10 protein-coding genes and 1 tRNA gene are annotated in these 13,145 nt (G+C 56.0%); 5 read left to right on the top strand and 6 right to left on the bottom strand.

What is annotated here, in order from left to right:
* Positions 1-70: 70 nt before the first annotated feature.
* Genes panB through L9H78_RS02530 form a run of 3 tightly spaced genes read left to right on the top strand, consistent with a single transcriptional unit; the run spans position 71 to position 2,519 of the window.
* Positions 71-901, top strand: coding sequence for a 3-methyl-2-oxobutanoate hydroxymethyltransferase (gene panB, locus L9H78_RS02540; protein ID WP_249620397.1), 831 nt, complete (start codon positions 71-73; stop codon positions 899-901).
* Positions 902-1,795, top strand: coding sequence for a pantoate--beta-alanine ligase (gene panC / locus L9H78_RS02535; RefSeq protein WP_249618358.1), 894 nt, complete (start codon positions 902-904; stop codon positions 1,793-1,795). It begins immediately after the preceding gene.
* Entirely contained in the window at positions 1,788-2,519 is a 732-nt protein-coding gene (locus L9H78_RS02530; RefSeq protein ID WP_249620396.1) for a hypothetical protein, read from the top strand. Before panC ends, L9H78_RS02530 begins: the two co-directional genes overlap by 8 nt.
* 106 nt (positions 2,520-2,625) lie before the next feature.
* Here the strand turns inward: L9H78_RS02530 and clpX are convergent, their stop codons facing one another.
* Entirely contained in the window at positions 2,626-3,960 is a 1,335-nt protein-coding gene (clpX, locus tag L9H78_RS02525; protein WP_249618356.1) for an ATP-dependent Clp protease ATP-binding subunit ClpX, read from the bottom strand.
* A gap of 178 nt (positions 3,961-4,138) precedes the next feature.
* Here clpX and L9H78_RS02520 point away from each other — a divergent pair, with 178 nt between their 5' ends.
* The gene (locus tag L9H78_RS02520) at positions 4,139-6,565 is read left to right on the top strand and encodes a sensor histidine kinase (RefSeq protein ID WP_249620395.1); all 2,427 of its coding nucleotides are present in this window, start codon (positions 4,139-4,141) and stop codon (positions 6,563-6,565) included.
* 76 nt (positions 6,566-6,641) lie between these two features.
* On the opposite strand, the gene L9H78_RS02515 is transcribed toward L9H78_RS02520, so the two are convergent.
* The 5 genes from L9H78_RS02515 to L9H78_RS02495 all read right to left on the bottom strand — a co-directional run bounded on the left by L9H78_RS02515 (position 6,642) and on the right by L9H78_RS02495 (position 10,661).
* Positions 6,642-7,313 (bottom strand): response regulator transcription factor, encoded by a 672-nt coding sequence (locus tag L9H78_RS02515; protein ID WP_249620394.1) that lies wholly within the window; start codon positions 7,311-7,313, stop codon positions 6,642-6,644.
* 334 nt (positions 7,314-7,647) lie between these two features.
* A complete protein-coding gene (locus tag L9H78_RS02510; RefSeq protein WP_021353592.1) occupies positions 7,648-8,277 on the bottom strand; it encodes an ATP-dependent Clp protease proteolytic subunit in 630 nt (209 codons plus the stop codon).
* A gap of 38 nt (positions 8,278-8,315) precedes the next feature.
* Positions 8,316-8,918, bottom strand: coding sequence for an ATP-dependent Clp protease proteolytic subunit (locus tag L9H78_RS02505; protein ID WP_249618353.1), 603 nt, complete (start codon positions 8,916-8,918; stop codon positions 8,316-8,318).
* A 197-nt stretch (positions 8,919-9,115) separates the two neighbouring features.
* Positions 9,116-10,495, bottom strand: a complete 1,380-nt coding sequence (gene tig / locus L9H78_RS02500) for a trigger factor (protein ID WP_249618352.1) — start codon at positions 10,493-10,495, stop codon at positions 9,116-9,118.
* Positions 10,496-10,587: 92 nt separating this feature from the next.
* A tRNA-Pro gene (locus tag L9H78_RS02495) sits at positions 10,588-10,661 on the bottom strand.
* Between the two features lie 150 nt (positions 10,662-10,811).
* On the opposite strand from L9H78_RS02495, the gene L9H78_RS02490 reads away from it, so the two are divergent.
* Positions 10,812-13,136, top strand: a complete 2,325-nt coding sequence (locus tag L9H78_RS02490) for an NADPH-dependent 2,4-dienoyl-CoA reductase (protein ID WP_249620393.1) — start codon at positions 10,812-10,814, stop codon at positions 13,134-13,136.
* Positions 13,137-13,145 lie beyond the last annotated feature (9 nt).

Raw genomic sequence — 13,145 nt, 5'->3', positions numbered from 1 at the left:
GGCCGCAGCGCTACAGGAGTTGCCCAGTAGATCCCGAGTAATAATCCGCCACACTGCTAAAATCCGGCCTATGTCTACCCAACCGTCTCTTCCTGCAAAACGTCTACGCACCCATTATTTTTCCCGCGCAAAAGCCAACGGCACCCCTTTCACTGCACTGACCAGCTACGATAGCCTCACCGCCAGCATTTTCGACGACGCCGAGATTGATCTGCTGCTGGTGGGAGATTCCGCGGCCAACGTCGTGTTCGGGCACAGCTCCACTTTGCCGATCACCACCGAGGAGCTCATCAGCCTGTCCGCTGCGGTGGTGCGCTCTACCCGCCGCTCATTCGTTGTCGCCGATTTGCCCTTTGGCAGTTATGAGACTTCGCCAGCCCAAGCCGTGGATACCGCGGTGCGGTTTATGAAAGAGGCCGGCGTGCAGGCGGTAAAAATCGAAGGTGGTGTGGAAATAGCTCCGACCATCAAAGCGCTTGTCGACGCCGGCATTCCGGTGTGCGCACACATTGGTTTTACCCCGCAAGCCGAACACGCGCTCGGCGGCTACCGGGTACAAGGCCGTGGTGAGGCCGCCGCGCAGCTGCGCGCAGACGCCCAGGCGGTGGCAGAAGCGGGGGCTTTCGCCGTCGTCATGGAAATGGTACCCAGTCAACTGGCTGCTCAGATCACCCGTGACTGCCCTATTCCCACCATCGGCATCGGTGCAGGTAACGAGTGCGACGGCCAGATCCTGGTCTGGACTGATGCCTTCGGTCTGGGCACTGGGACACCACCGCGATTCGTGCGCCAGTACGCCAATCTTGCCGACGAGCTGCGTAAAGGTGCTCGCGCTTACCGCGAGGATGTTGCAGCCCGTACGTTCCCGAATGACGCCGAATCATTTAGTGACGAGAATTAAATGCAGGTCTTCCACACTATCTCTGACGTACGCGAGTTTTGCGTAAAAGCACGCTCGGCTCCCACGGTGGGCACAGCTTCCACTGCCGGCTCGGCTCCCACTGTGGGCTTGGTTCCCACGATGGGCGCACTGCACGACGGGCATGCCAGCCTGGTGCGCGCCGCGCGCGCCGACAACGACATCGTCGTCGCATCAGTATTCGTTAACCCACTGCAGTTCACCGACCTGGGTGATTGCGACGACTACCGCAACTATCCGCGAAACCTGGAACAAGACGCAGAATTCCTACGCACGCTCGGCGTCGATGCGGTCTTTGCTCCCAGTGTCGACGAAATGTACCCGGGTTTTTCTGCATATCCAGACCAGCACCCACAAATCTGGGTACGTACTGGCCGCATGGGTGAGATTCTAGAAGGCACCTCCCGTCCTGGACATTTTGATGGAGTCGCAACCGTCGTCGCCAAGCTGTTTCAGATCATCCAGCCGGACCGGGCCTATTTCGGGCGCAAAGATGCCCAACAGCTGGCGATAATCCAAGCCATGGTGCGGGACCTGGATATTCCGGTGACTATTCACGGCCTTCCCATAGTGCGCGGTGTAGACGGGGTGGCAGAATCCAGTCGCAACTTACGCTTAAGCGCGCCACAGCGACGCGCTGCCCAAGCCCTGTCTCAAACCTTATTTGGGCTTCGCGACGGCGAATTCACTAGCGTAGAAGCAGCTAGAGACCATCTAGCAAGTTGCACAGGGGTGGAGCTAGATTATTTCCGTGTTGTCGACCCAGCAGATTTACGGGACGTTCCTGCCGATACCCGCCCAGCGCTAGCCTTGACCGCAGCCTGGGTAGGCCCGGTACGTTTGATCGATAACTTGGCTTTGGAGGCGCATGAATAATCGCGAAGATTCCGCAGAGCTGTCTGCCATCATCAGCGAATTTCTCCGCAACGGTTACGAGCACGCAGATTTTTCGTGGCTCATGAATTCAGCTGCCGAAGGGAATGCAGACGCAACCGGTGTGGCAGGTGACAAAATAGCCGGGGAAAAACCAGCCAGTAACGAAACAAACGTCGACAAGCACGAGTTATATGCCCAGGCCATCACAGCCTGCATGGAAGCGATTACGCCCCCGGCAGAAGCACTCAATGTCGATTCACCTGTGCCCGCAGAATGCATGGCGCACATTGTCTCCGCCTTGTTTACCCAGTTAGACACGCACCGCGAGGCGGTCGCCTTGTTAGCCGCAGATTCCCTACACCCGGTGCTAGAAAGCGGAACTACCACCGCCATGATGGAATCATCGGAGCTTGGGCTACACCTGGACCGGGTATTGCTACGTGGCCAAGAAGCCGGCGCGTTTCGGCCCGGTATTTCTGCCAACGATGTGTTTTACATAATCATCTCGCTGAGCTTGTTCCGGCTCAATCACCGGCACCTGATGGCCACAACTGCCCAGGTCGATACGCTTTCAGCAAGCAATTCGGTGGGAATTCGGCGACTCGTCATCGATGCTGTGTTGTCATTTTTGACCTCGAATATCGAAGATTCCGAGCACGAATCCTATCTATTCACCAGCGACGAAGAACACGACGGTGGCGGGCTCGGGGTGTACTGGGACTAAACCCAGCCACAGCCTAGCCCTAGCTGCAGGCCGCAATTTGATCCCCTACCCCAGGGCATAGCCCGAGCCCAGCCCGGGGGTGGTTTTGCGTTAGGACTGGTGCTTGCTATGCCGATTGCATGTTTTCGGAATAACGCAGTTCGGGATCATCGTCGCCACGCACCGCGGCAGCAGTGACAACCACCTGGTTGATGTCTTCCCGATCCGGCAAATCGTACATCACCGGAACCAACAGGTCCTCCAAAATCGCGCGCAAGCCACGGGCACCAGTGCCGCGGTCAATCGCCAAATCTGCGATTTCCCCTAAGGCGTCGTCATCGAAAATCAGCTCGGCACCGTCCATAGCGAACAAACTCCGGTACTGCTTAACCAACGAGTTCTTCGGCTCAGTGAGCACCTGTACCAACGATGCCCGATCCAGGTTTTCCACCGTAGCTACCACCGGAAGGCGGCCAATAAACTCTGGAATCAGGCCGAATTTCACCAGATCAGCGGTACGCACCTGCGAGAACAACGCCGCGTTGTCGGTGTCTTTGCGGGAGTCGATCTCTGCGCCAAAGCCCAAACCTTTCTTGCCGACGCGCTCCGCGATTACTTTGTCCAGGCCATCGAAAGCGCCCGCAACAATGAACAACACATTGGACGTATCCAACTGAATAAATTCCTGGTTGGGATGTTTACGCCCACCCTGCGGTGGGATGGAAGCGGTCGTGCCTTCCAAGATCTTCAGCAACGCCTGTTGCACGCCTTCGCCAGACACATCTCGGGTGATCGAAGGGTTTTCGCTCTTGCGCGAAATCTTGTCGATCTCGTCGACGTAAATAATGCCACGCTGCGCGCGCTCCACATCAAAATCCGCAGCTTGCAACAACTTCAGCAGGATATTTTCTACGTCTTCACCGACGTAGCCAGCTTCCGTTAACGAAGTAGCGTCCGCAATCGCGAATGGCACATCCAGCATGCGCGCCAGCGTTTGTGCCAGGTAGGTTTTGCCCGAACCGGTAGGGCCCAACATCAAGATATTGGATTTCGCAATCTCAACTTCCTCATCCGCATGGATGGAATCGGCCCGCCCGCCATATTTCGGGCCCGAGGTTTTCTGCCCTCCACCGGCACCGCTGTGGGTAAATTCGTCGGCACGCATGCGCTTGTAATGGTTATAAACTGCCACCGACAGGATGCGTTTGGCCTGGTCTTGTCCAATGACATAGTTATCCAGGAACGCAGAAATTTCCGACGGCCGTGGCAGACGCTTGGCATCGTCGGATTCCTGTGCGCCCGGCTCGTTAGCGATTTCTTCTTCGATGATCTCGTTGCACAGTTCAATGCACTCGTTGCAGATATACACACCGCCACCGGCGATGAGCTTTTTCACCTGTTTTTGGCTCTTCCCACAGAAGGAACACTTCAGCAGATCAGCGCTTTCTTGCATACGTGCCATAGAATCTTTTACGTACTTCTCGTTTCGCGGTCGTGGACAGGTGCGTGAGGATATTTCTGGCGCCACAAGACAGCCAGATTATTGTCTCTAGTGTAATCACCATGCACCGTTTCGCTGGTAGCCACACGATGGTAGAGCCGATGCCACCAGTCCGAACTCATGATGCAAAACTTACTGTATGGCTACTCCCCGCACCGCCTTCGATATTGACGCTGCTACCGGCACTGCTGCTGGCTCTGCTTCTGCCGCCGACACTGCTTCTGTCGAACACGATGCACACTCTGCACGCTCTGTACACGATGCACACGATGCACGTTTTTTGCCTACGCTCTTGCGGCGAATCCGGCGTGCCATGGGCGACGATTCCGTCGAACTCACCACCCTACGAATCTGCTGCGCCGCAATGGCGGTCGCGCTGTTGGTCTATCTGGGATTGCAATACGTCACCTATGGTTCCGGCTACATCGGCGACTGGTACGGCTACCTCATAAGCATCGGGCTGGCCCTGAGCGGGATATTCATGCTGGCCTCGGCAATCGTCGGCAAGCTGGTCTGGTTGCGTTATTCCCTGTATACAAATGCGCTGGTGCTGTTGGTAGCTACCCTGGCGTTTCCTGTGGCGTATTACACTATGGCCGACCTGGGCCCTGCGGTACTGCGGTTTACCGATTTCACCGGCGTTTTGGCCATCAGTGTGGTCTTGCTCTCCCCGACTAGACGAGCGGTACTGGTTGCAATTTTGATTCAGGTCCTACCCAGCGCATTGCATTCCATCGTCTACGGGCGCACGAGTATTCCAGAGCTGTTAGCGATCACCGGATTTGCGGTACTCATGAACTTGATTCCGTTTGTGTTGGGGGCAGTTACGTTGATGCGGGTTGCACGTACTATCGACGAGACTGAACAGAAGGTGCAGGATTCTTTAGCTGAATCCGAGTCCAAGCATGCCGCAATTGCCGAGCGCAAACGCCTCAATGGGCTGGTTCATGACCATATTTTGGGTTCACTCTCAGCCATCGCCCGCGGACAAAATATGCAGGCCGACGCCGTACGTTCGTTGCCTTCTCGCCCCGCGACTGGCGAAGACATTACGCTGGAACAATTGCTTGCCGACGTCACCCGCAGCGTGCAGGATCTCACCCCAGATTGCTCCATCACAGTCAATGGGCAAGACGCACACAACGGCAGTTCCGACCTTGGTTTTTCTACGATCAAAGATTCTGCAGCCGAAGCCATCCGTTTGTCTGTCACTGAAGCTGCACGTAATTCCCGGAAGCATGCTGGCGACTCGTGTCAGCGTCGCTGCGTAATCAACATCACCGATGGTGAGCTGGTTTTTGAATTTTCTGACGACGGTCGCGGTTTCGATTTGGCAACGCGTAATCCGCAACGGGCGGGCATCAACGTATCGATTTTGCACCGCATGCGCAGTATTGATGGTGGCGACGCCCAAATTGTCTCTTCGCCTGACAACGGCACAACCGTCACCGTGCGCTGGTGCTTGCGCACCGCAGAATCCCAATTCAATGAGCGCGTGGCAGCACAAGCAAATGATCTTTCCGAAGATCAGCTCACAGCCGCAAAGTTAGAGCACCAGCTACTGCAGCCAGCACAAGTTTCCCGATCATGGGCTTGGCCATACCTAATCCTGGCCGTCATCAGCATCGTGTCTGCAGTGTGGGTGAACTCCGGCGAGTTCCTGATGGCGATCCCAGCAGCCGCCGTCGCCATTGCTACTTTAGCCCTGCTTGTCTTAGACAGCTCACCCCATATTGGCGGCACCAAACGCTTCGTCTTCACGGTCGGTTTTCTTATGTTGGGCCCGTTAAGCATGTTGCAACGCGTCGATTATGTGGCTGGCCGAGAAAATTTGTGGGCGTTGTCGATCATTAGCTTGCTCTGCTGCATTCTGATTTTGCGGGGGCAGATCTTGTGGGGAGCCGGCTGCTTCGTTGCCAGCGCAGCGTTAATGAAAGCCTGCACCTTGCTCACCGCCGGTGCACTTGCCAGCCCACCTCTGGCAGATATTTTGGTGCAGGTCAATCTCGTCATGGCAGCCACGGTGGTTTTTCTTGCTAACAACACTTTGCTGAAAAACCTGCCGCGGCTGCGTATGGAAAAACGTACCGCCTATGCAGAGGCGGCACGGGTGCGGCAGATTCAGTTAGTGCACAGACATTGGCATGAACGCATCGAGTTGCACGCGGCGCCGGTGTTTGAAGCTGTGCAGCATTTCCAGACTCCCCCACCGTTGTTGCGGGAAAGGGCCCGCCTAACAGAATTAGCGATCCGCGACATGCTGCGTGCGCCGCTATTGGATCGCCCCGAAATAAAAACTGCTGCTTGGGATGCACGGAAAGCCGGCGCTACGGTATTGCTGCTGGATGATCGGAGTGAACGCGATTCCAGCACGGTCGGCCGTAAATCCGATGGCCGAGATGCCGGCGCCGCGCTGGAACGGCTTGTGCCTCTGGTGCTGGAGCGTCTGAACTTCGCGGGAACAGACAAAGTAACCATCCGTATTTTGCCGCCGGGGCGCAAATATTTCGCCACGATCACCACCGACAGTACTGGGATTACCCGGGTGCCGTTCCCGGAGGTCTAGGACGGCTGAAAACCTGCTAGCCCCCGCGCAATCCTGGCTCTCGGCGGTGAGATTACGAAGCGCCCGAATGCGAGTGTTAGTGCGGGTCAGTCGGCCCGGGTAAGAATCCATCTTCTTGAGCACGCTGGTATAAATCCAGCTTCGTAAAGGTATCGCGTCCGACGCTCGAGTACTTCTGCCGAACGCGGTTTAAATAATCGTTAACCGTGTCTTGTTTCAAACCAGTCAAACGAGCAACTCGCTTCGCTGGCTCACCCGAAGCATATAATTCCAAGACTTCGCGCTGTCGATCGGAAAGGTCTACGGATTCAAGTAAAGGATCGCTATCCATCGCAGCGGCCATTTCCGTAGAGATCGTCGGGCACCCACCCAGAGTGCGACGAATAGCGGCCACAATTTCTTCCGATGGTTGGGTTTTGCTCAATACTTCCGCGACGCTGGTGCTGAGTACTTGCCGCAGCAAATATGGGCTTTCCAAGGACGAGACCACAACGATATGCGGGGTGAGCTCTTCGATCTTTTCCACATTTTCTACCGGTCGACTGTCGTCCGATAAGCGAAGATCAAGCAGGACTAAGTCGACTTTCTTCTTTTTACCTAAGGCACTGAGAAGTTGCGGCACGCTGGGTGCGCTGGCGACAACGGTGAAATCCGAATAACTACTAAGCATGGCCTCTAGGCCTTGCCGGGTTAGTTCGTGGTCTTCCACAATTGCTAAACGATAGGTCTTGGAACTCGAAGGTGTCATACCTGTTGCCCTGTGCCTTTGTGTGGTCGTTTCTCTAAGTGTGTATTAGGCGGATCATCGTGTCCGGTTTTTGTTCACGGAAACCGGCGCTGGTGAAATGATTGCCCCCAACAGAGTTTAGAGCTGCTCACAGCAATCTACGAGTACGGCTGACACCACAGCTACCCCCATTTTTTGGGTGTAACACCCATGGGTTGTCTCAGGTGAGTAATACAGGCAAAGATCTACTACCCCAAAAGCGTGTTGGCGAAAATACAGCAGCACCCTCCCGTCGAGAAACGATCGGAAGGGTGCTGTCGTGCAGGTACTGCCAAAATTAAATAATCAGCAGAGTTTAGTCGTGATTAGCCTTGCGGTAGTCAAAGACGCGATCGATAATTCCGTATTCCACGGCATCTTCCGCGGTCAGAATCTTGTCACGGTCAGTATCAATGCGGATCTGCTCTGCGCTCCGGCCGGTGTGCTCTGCCAAAGTACGCTCCATCAAAGTACGCATACGCTCAATTTCGGCAGCCTGAATCTCCAAGTCAGAGACCTGTCCTTGCGTGCCCTGCGTAGCAGGCTGGTGGATCAGTACACGAGAGTTCGGCAACGCCGCGCGCTTGCCTGGTGCGCCCGCAGCCAGCAGCAATGCCGCCGCAGAAGCAGCTTGCCCCAAGCACACTGTCTGCACATCACAGCGGACAAAACGCATGGTGTCATAAATCGCTGTCATAGCCGTGAAAGAACCACCTGGCGAGTTGATGTACATGGTGATGTCACGGTCGGGGTCCTGAGACTCCAGAACCAACAACTGCGCCATGATGTCGTTAGCTGCGGTGTCATCAACCTGGGACGCTAAGAAGATGATGCGCTCTTCAAACAGCTTGTTATACGGGTTGGTTTCCTTCGTGCCGTTCGCGGAGTGCTCCAAAAACGACGGCAGCACGTACCGCGAAGTTGGCATCTGGGATTGGTTCAACATGAAAGTAGTTCTCCTCTTACCTGGTTCGTGGTTCGTGCTTAGTTAGTAACAGTGCCGCCCTGAGCAGAAGAAATGACATGGTCTACCATGCCGTATTCCAAAGCCTGCTGTGCGGTGAACCAACGGTCACGGTCGGAGTCCTTGGTGACCTGTTCAAAAGTCTGGCCAGTGTGCTCCGCAATCAGCTGTGCCATCTCACGCTTGGTCTGCGCGAATTGTTCTGCCTGAATCGCGATATCAGCGGCGGTACCACCAACACCGGCGGATGGCTGGTGCATCATGATGCGTGCGTGTGGCAAAGCAAAGCGCTTGCCCGGTGCACCGGCAGTGAGCAAAAACTGCCCCATGGAAGCTGCCAGCCCCATGCCGTACGTACGCACGTCACACGGCGAGTACTTCATGGTGTCGTAGATAGCCATGCCTGCGGTTACGGAACCGCCTGGGGAGTTGATGTAAAGAGAAATATCGCGGTTTGGATCCTCCGCAGAAAGCAACAAAATCTGTGCGCACAGCTTGTTGGCGATTTCATCGTCCACCTGGGTACCCAGGAAGATAATGCGTTCACGCAACAAGCGCTCGTAGACAGAGTCGCCCAGGTTCATGCCCGTCGAACCTGCCTCGCTCGTAATTTTGTCAGACATTAGTGTTTCCAACTCCTGTTAGTCGTCGTACTCAATGACACCAGCGTACTCGCCGTCCGTAGGCCCGTCAGCTGTGTTCGCTGTCAGCGTTTACATGCACCGCACCTACGCAAAACCCGCCAAGCTCAGCTACGTTAGCCAAACCCGGCGGGTGTGGTTTTCGAAGCATCATATGCTCCGAAAATCACCAAGAGAGATTACTTCTCCTCGGAATTTTCCTGTGCCGCTGCAGCGTTGTCGGCACCTTCAGCGTTTTCTTCTTCACCGAAGTAGTCCTTTGGATCAACAGCATTGCCGTCGGTATCTTCTACCTGGACATTGCAGATAGCCATCGCCAGTGCCTTGCCGCGACGAACATCAGCGAACAAGTTTGGCAGCTGGTTAGCCTGCTGCAGCTGTTGCATGAACTGGCCCGGCTCCATGCCGTAGGAACGTGCGGTGAACATGATGTGCTCGGTCAGTTCTTCCTGGGAAACCTCTGGCTGCTCCTGCTCGGCAACCGCATCCAAGAACAACTGGGTACGTACAGAATCCTCGGCAGATTCGCGGGCTTCCTTGTCGAACTGCTCGCGGGAAGTTCCCTGTGCTTCCAAAAGCTGCGCCAGAGCCTTCTCGTCGCCACCAACCTGGCCAAGCACCTGGTGGTACTGGTTGTGCACCTGGTCGTCGACCACGGTCTTTGGAAGCTCGAACTCTACCTTTTCCAGAGCTGCCTTCAGCACCTCGTCGCGGATTTCTGCAGCCTGCTGGGCCTTCACGGATTCTTCAGCCTGGGTGCGGATAGCTTCGCGCAACTCATCAGCAGTATCGAATTCCGAAGCCATCTGTGCAAAGTCATCGTCGAACTCAGGCAGCTTGCGTTCCTGAGTCTTCTGTACATGCACGGAAACTTCTGCTTCCTCGCCAGCGTGCTCACCGGTCTGCAACTTCGCGGTGAAGGTGTTGTCTTCGCCGGTCTTCATGCCACGCAGAGCGGTGTCCAATCCCTTGACCAGGTTGCCGGAACCGATCTGATAAGACATGGACTCAACCTTGGCGTCTTCAATTTCTTCACCATCGATCTCTGCAGACAAGTCGATGACTGCAAAGTCGTTGGTCTTCAGCTGACGCTTGGTTTCTTTCAGCTCACCGAAACGATCACGCAGCTGATCGACCTGCTCATCGGTGGCCTCATCCACGGACTTCAGCGGAGCAACGGAGACCTTGAACTTGGAGAAGTCCGGAACCTCAATATCTGGCTGGACATCGACTTCAGCAGTGAATTCTACGAATTCATTGTCCTCGATCTGCTTGATATCAACCTCAGGCTGACCGATTGGGTTGATGTCATTTTCCTTCATGGCCTGTTCATATTTCACCGGCAGCATGTCATTAACGACCTGCTCCAAAACAGGGCCACGACCAAAACGCGCGTCGATCAGCTGACGAGGCGCTTTACCTTTACGGAAACCTGGGATAGACACCTGCTGCGCAATGGCCTTATAGGCTGCGTCGATTTCCTTGTCGAGCTCAGAGAATGGGACATTCACGGTGAGCTTCACGCGGGTATCGCTCAGCTTGTCGACGGTTGTCTTCACGAGTAACTCTCCTGGTTTCTCATCGAGGGATAGTGCTAGTAATTATTTTATTAAACAGAGGCCCAAAGCACTCACAGCCTGGACCCCATTTGTCGGGGCGACAGGATTTGAACCTGCGACCTTCTACTCCCGAAGCAGATGCGCTACCAAGCTGCGCTACGCCCCGTGACCACTCATATGCACCAAGTGCACATGAACACGACCACGTAGTCTACCCGCCTTATTTTCGTCCCGCACAGCCGGGGTCGCCTATCCCGCAGCCATCAGGAGCCTTGACGGGTTTTTGTTATGCAGAACACACGCTAGAGTGTTATTTATGACACATTTCGCGAGCACTCCCATGGCTTCTTCTGTAACCAACTCCGCACCTAGGGCCACACCGGATTCCCGCAACGACAACTATTCGCGACTACTCGCTCCGCTGACCGTCGGCAAGAAACGTTTCCGCAATCGCGCAATTATGGGGTCAATGCACACCGGCCTCGAAGACGACCCAGCGGATGCACCGAAATTAGCTGCCTATTTCGCCGAACGCGCACAAGGCGGCGCGGCAGCTGTGGTCACTGGCGGCTATTCCCCAAACCAGCTGGGAGTGCTAAGCCCGTATGCACAACCGTTCAATAATCACGAAATGGTGCAAGCACACAAGCAAGTCACCGCCGCCGTGCACGAACACGACAGCCTGGCGTTTCTACAGCTACTGCACGCAGGACGCTACGCCTTTCATATGGAATCAGTCAGTGCTAGTGCCACCCAGGCGCCGATCAGCCCGTTTCCGTCTCGTGCGCTTTCCGACGAAGAAGTTGCGCAAACCGTCCAGGATTTCGCTCACTCGGCCAAACTCGCCGCCGAGGCCGGCTATGACGGGGTGCAGATTATGGGCTCGGAAGGCTATTTGATCAACCAGTTCCTTTCCTCACGCACGAACCAGCGCGATGACCGCTGGGCCCAGCAACGCAGCCTGTTCGCCTTGGAAGTAGCACGGGCAGTGCGGAAAGCCGTGCCCGCAGATTTCCTGGTGGACTTCCGCATGAGCATGCTGGAATTGGTCGACGAAGGCCAAACCCAAACCGAAATTCTAGAACTAGCACGTGGTTTGGAAGAAGCAGGCGTCGACATGCTCAGCACAGGTATCGGCTGGCATGAAGCTCAAGTGCCGACGGTCGTTACCAGCGTGCCCCGCGCAGCCTTCAGCTGGGCCACCGCGCGAGTCAAAAAACACGTCAACATTCCGGTGGTCTCATCCAACCGCATCAACACCCCAGAAGTTGCCGAGCAAGTACTGGCCGGAACCTGGGATGACACCGGCGTAGAAACCGATTTCGTCTCCATGGCCCGCCCCTGGTTGGCGGATCCAGAATTCATCAACCGTGTGCAGTCTGGAAACGCGCGCCAGATTAACCACTGCATTGCGTGTAACCAGTCCTGTCTGGACCATGTTTTTGAAAACAAGCGCGCCACCTGTTTAGTTAACCCTCGTGCCGGTTACGAAACCGAGCTGACCTTGCAGCCGATCAACAAAGGCAACGCTAGTGCTGGCGAGCCTGCCGGTAGTGCTCACCCAGAAAATGCAGCCCCGAAAGCCGCGGTCATCGGCGGCGGTGTCGCTGGCCTATTTGGTGCTGAAGCTTTGGCGAAACGCGGATATTCCGTCGAGGTATTTGAGGCAGCTGACACCGTCGGTGGGCAGTTCCGCTTGGCAATGCAGATCCCGGGCAAAGAAGAATTCCACTATTCCCTGCAGTCAGTGCTCGCGCGTTTGGATGCACACAATGTAAAAATCACTACCTCTAGCCCAATGACAGCCAACGAGGCTTTCGCCGCAGGCTTCGATGAAGTAGTGATCGCCACCGGTGTGCGCCCACGCATACCGGAGATTCCGGGCATCGAACAGGCCATGGCCGGCGAGTTCGACGTCGACGTCATCACCTACGCGGAATTGTTGTCCGGCGCCAAACAAGCAGGCAACAAGGTGGCGATTGCCGGTGCAGGTGGTATCGGCTTCGATGTTGCAGAGTATTTGGTGGAAGCTCCTGCGTCCACAAACATCACCGCCGCAGATATCACAGCCGAGCCCACACCAGCGACCATCAACGAATGGGAATCCGCCTGGGGCGTCAGCCGACGCTCGGATCTGCCCGGCAACCTGGAACGCCCACACCCTCCACGGGCGCAGCGCGAAATCACGATGCTGCAGCGCAAGCCTTCACCACAGGGGCTGGGCCTGAACCGCACCACCGGATGGGTGCACCGTATTTCGGTGGCCGCGGCCGGTGTAAAGCAGGTCAGTGGCGTTGCCTATACGAAGGTCGACAACCACGGACTTCACCTGAATGTGCCGGTCAACGACGCCACCAAGACTTCCAAGGCTATCCGGAAGGCACAGAAGGCGGGAGATAAAGCTAAGGTCGCCGAGCTGGAAGACGACCTGAAAAATAACCGCATCGACACCGTGCTGGACGTCGACACGATCGTGTTGTGTACCGGCCAAGAGTCAGTCGTCGAAGCAGACTTCGAGAGCTTAACCGAGGACCAGCGCTCCCGCGTGCACGTTATTGGTGGCGCGGATGTGGCTGCAGAGCTCGACGCGGCACGGGCTATCCGCCAGGCCGTCGAACTCGCGTCCGAGCTGAAACGTTAAACAGCATGG

The sequence above is a fragment of the Corynebacterium pseudodiphtheriticum genome (assembly GCF_023509295.1).
GTDB lineage: Bacteria > Actinomycetota > Actinomycetes > Mycobacteriales > Mycobacteriaceae > Corynebacterium > Corynebacterium pseudodiphtheriticum.
Note: the sequence above shows the minus strand (reverse complement) of the source record. Positions and strands in the feature narration are given on the sequence as shown.

Coding starts and splice junctions, on each gene's coding strand:
- panB (WP_249620397.1), top strand. CDS start 71: ATGTCTACCCAACCGTCTCTTCCTGCAAAACGTCTACGCACCCATTAT.
- panC (WP_249618358.1), top strand. CDS start 902: ATGCAGGTCTTCCACACTATCTCTGACGTACGCGAGTTTTGCGTAAAA.
- L9H78_RS02530 (WP_249620396.1), top strand. CDS start 1,788: ATGAATAATCGCGAAGATTCCGCAGAGCTGTCTGCCATCATCAGCGAA.
- clpX (WP_249618356.1), bottom strand. CDS start 3,960: ATGGCACGTATGCAAGAAAGCGCTGATCTGCTGAAGTGTTCCTTCTGT.
- L9H78_RS02520 (WP_249620395.1), top strand. CDS start 4,139: ATGGCTACTCCCCGCACCGCCTTCGATATTGACGCTGCTACCGGCACT.
- L9H78_RS02515 (WP_249620394.1), bottom strand. CDS start 7,313: ATGACACCTTCGAGTTCCAAGACCTATCGTTTAGCAATTGTGGAAGAC.
- L9H78_RS02510 (WP_021353592.1), bottom strand. CDS start 8,277: ATGTTGAACCAATCCCAGATGCCAACTTCGCGGTACGTGCTGCCGTCG.
- L9H78_RS02505 (WP_249618353.1), bottom strand. CDS start 8,918: ATGTCTGACAAAATTACGAGCGAGGCAGGTTCGACGGGCATGAACCTG.
- L9H78_RS02490 (WP_249620393.1), top strand. CDS start 10,812: ATGACACATTTCGCGAGCACTCCCATGGCTTCTTCTGTAACCAACTCC.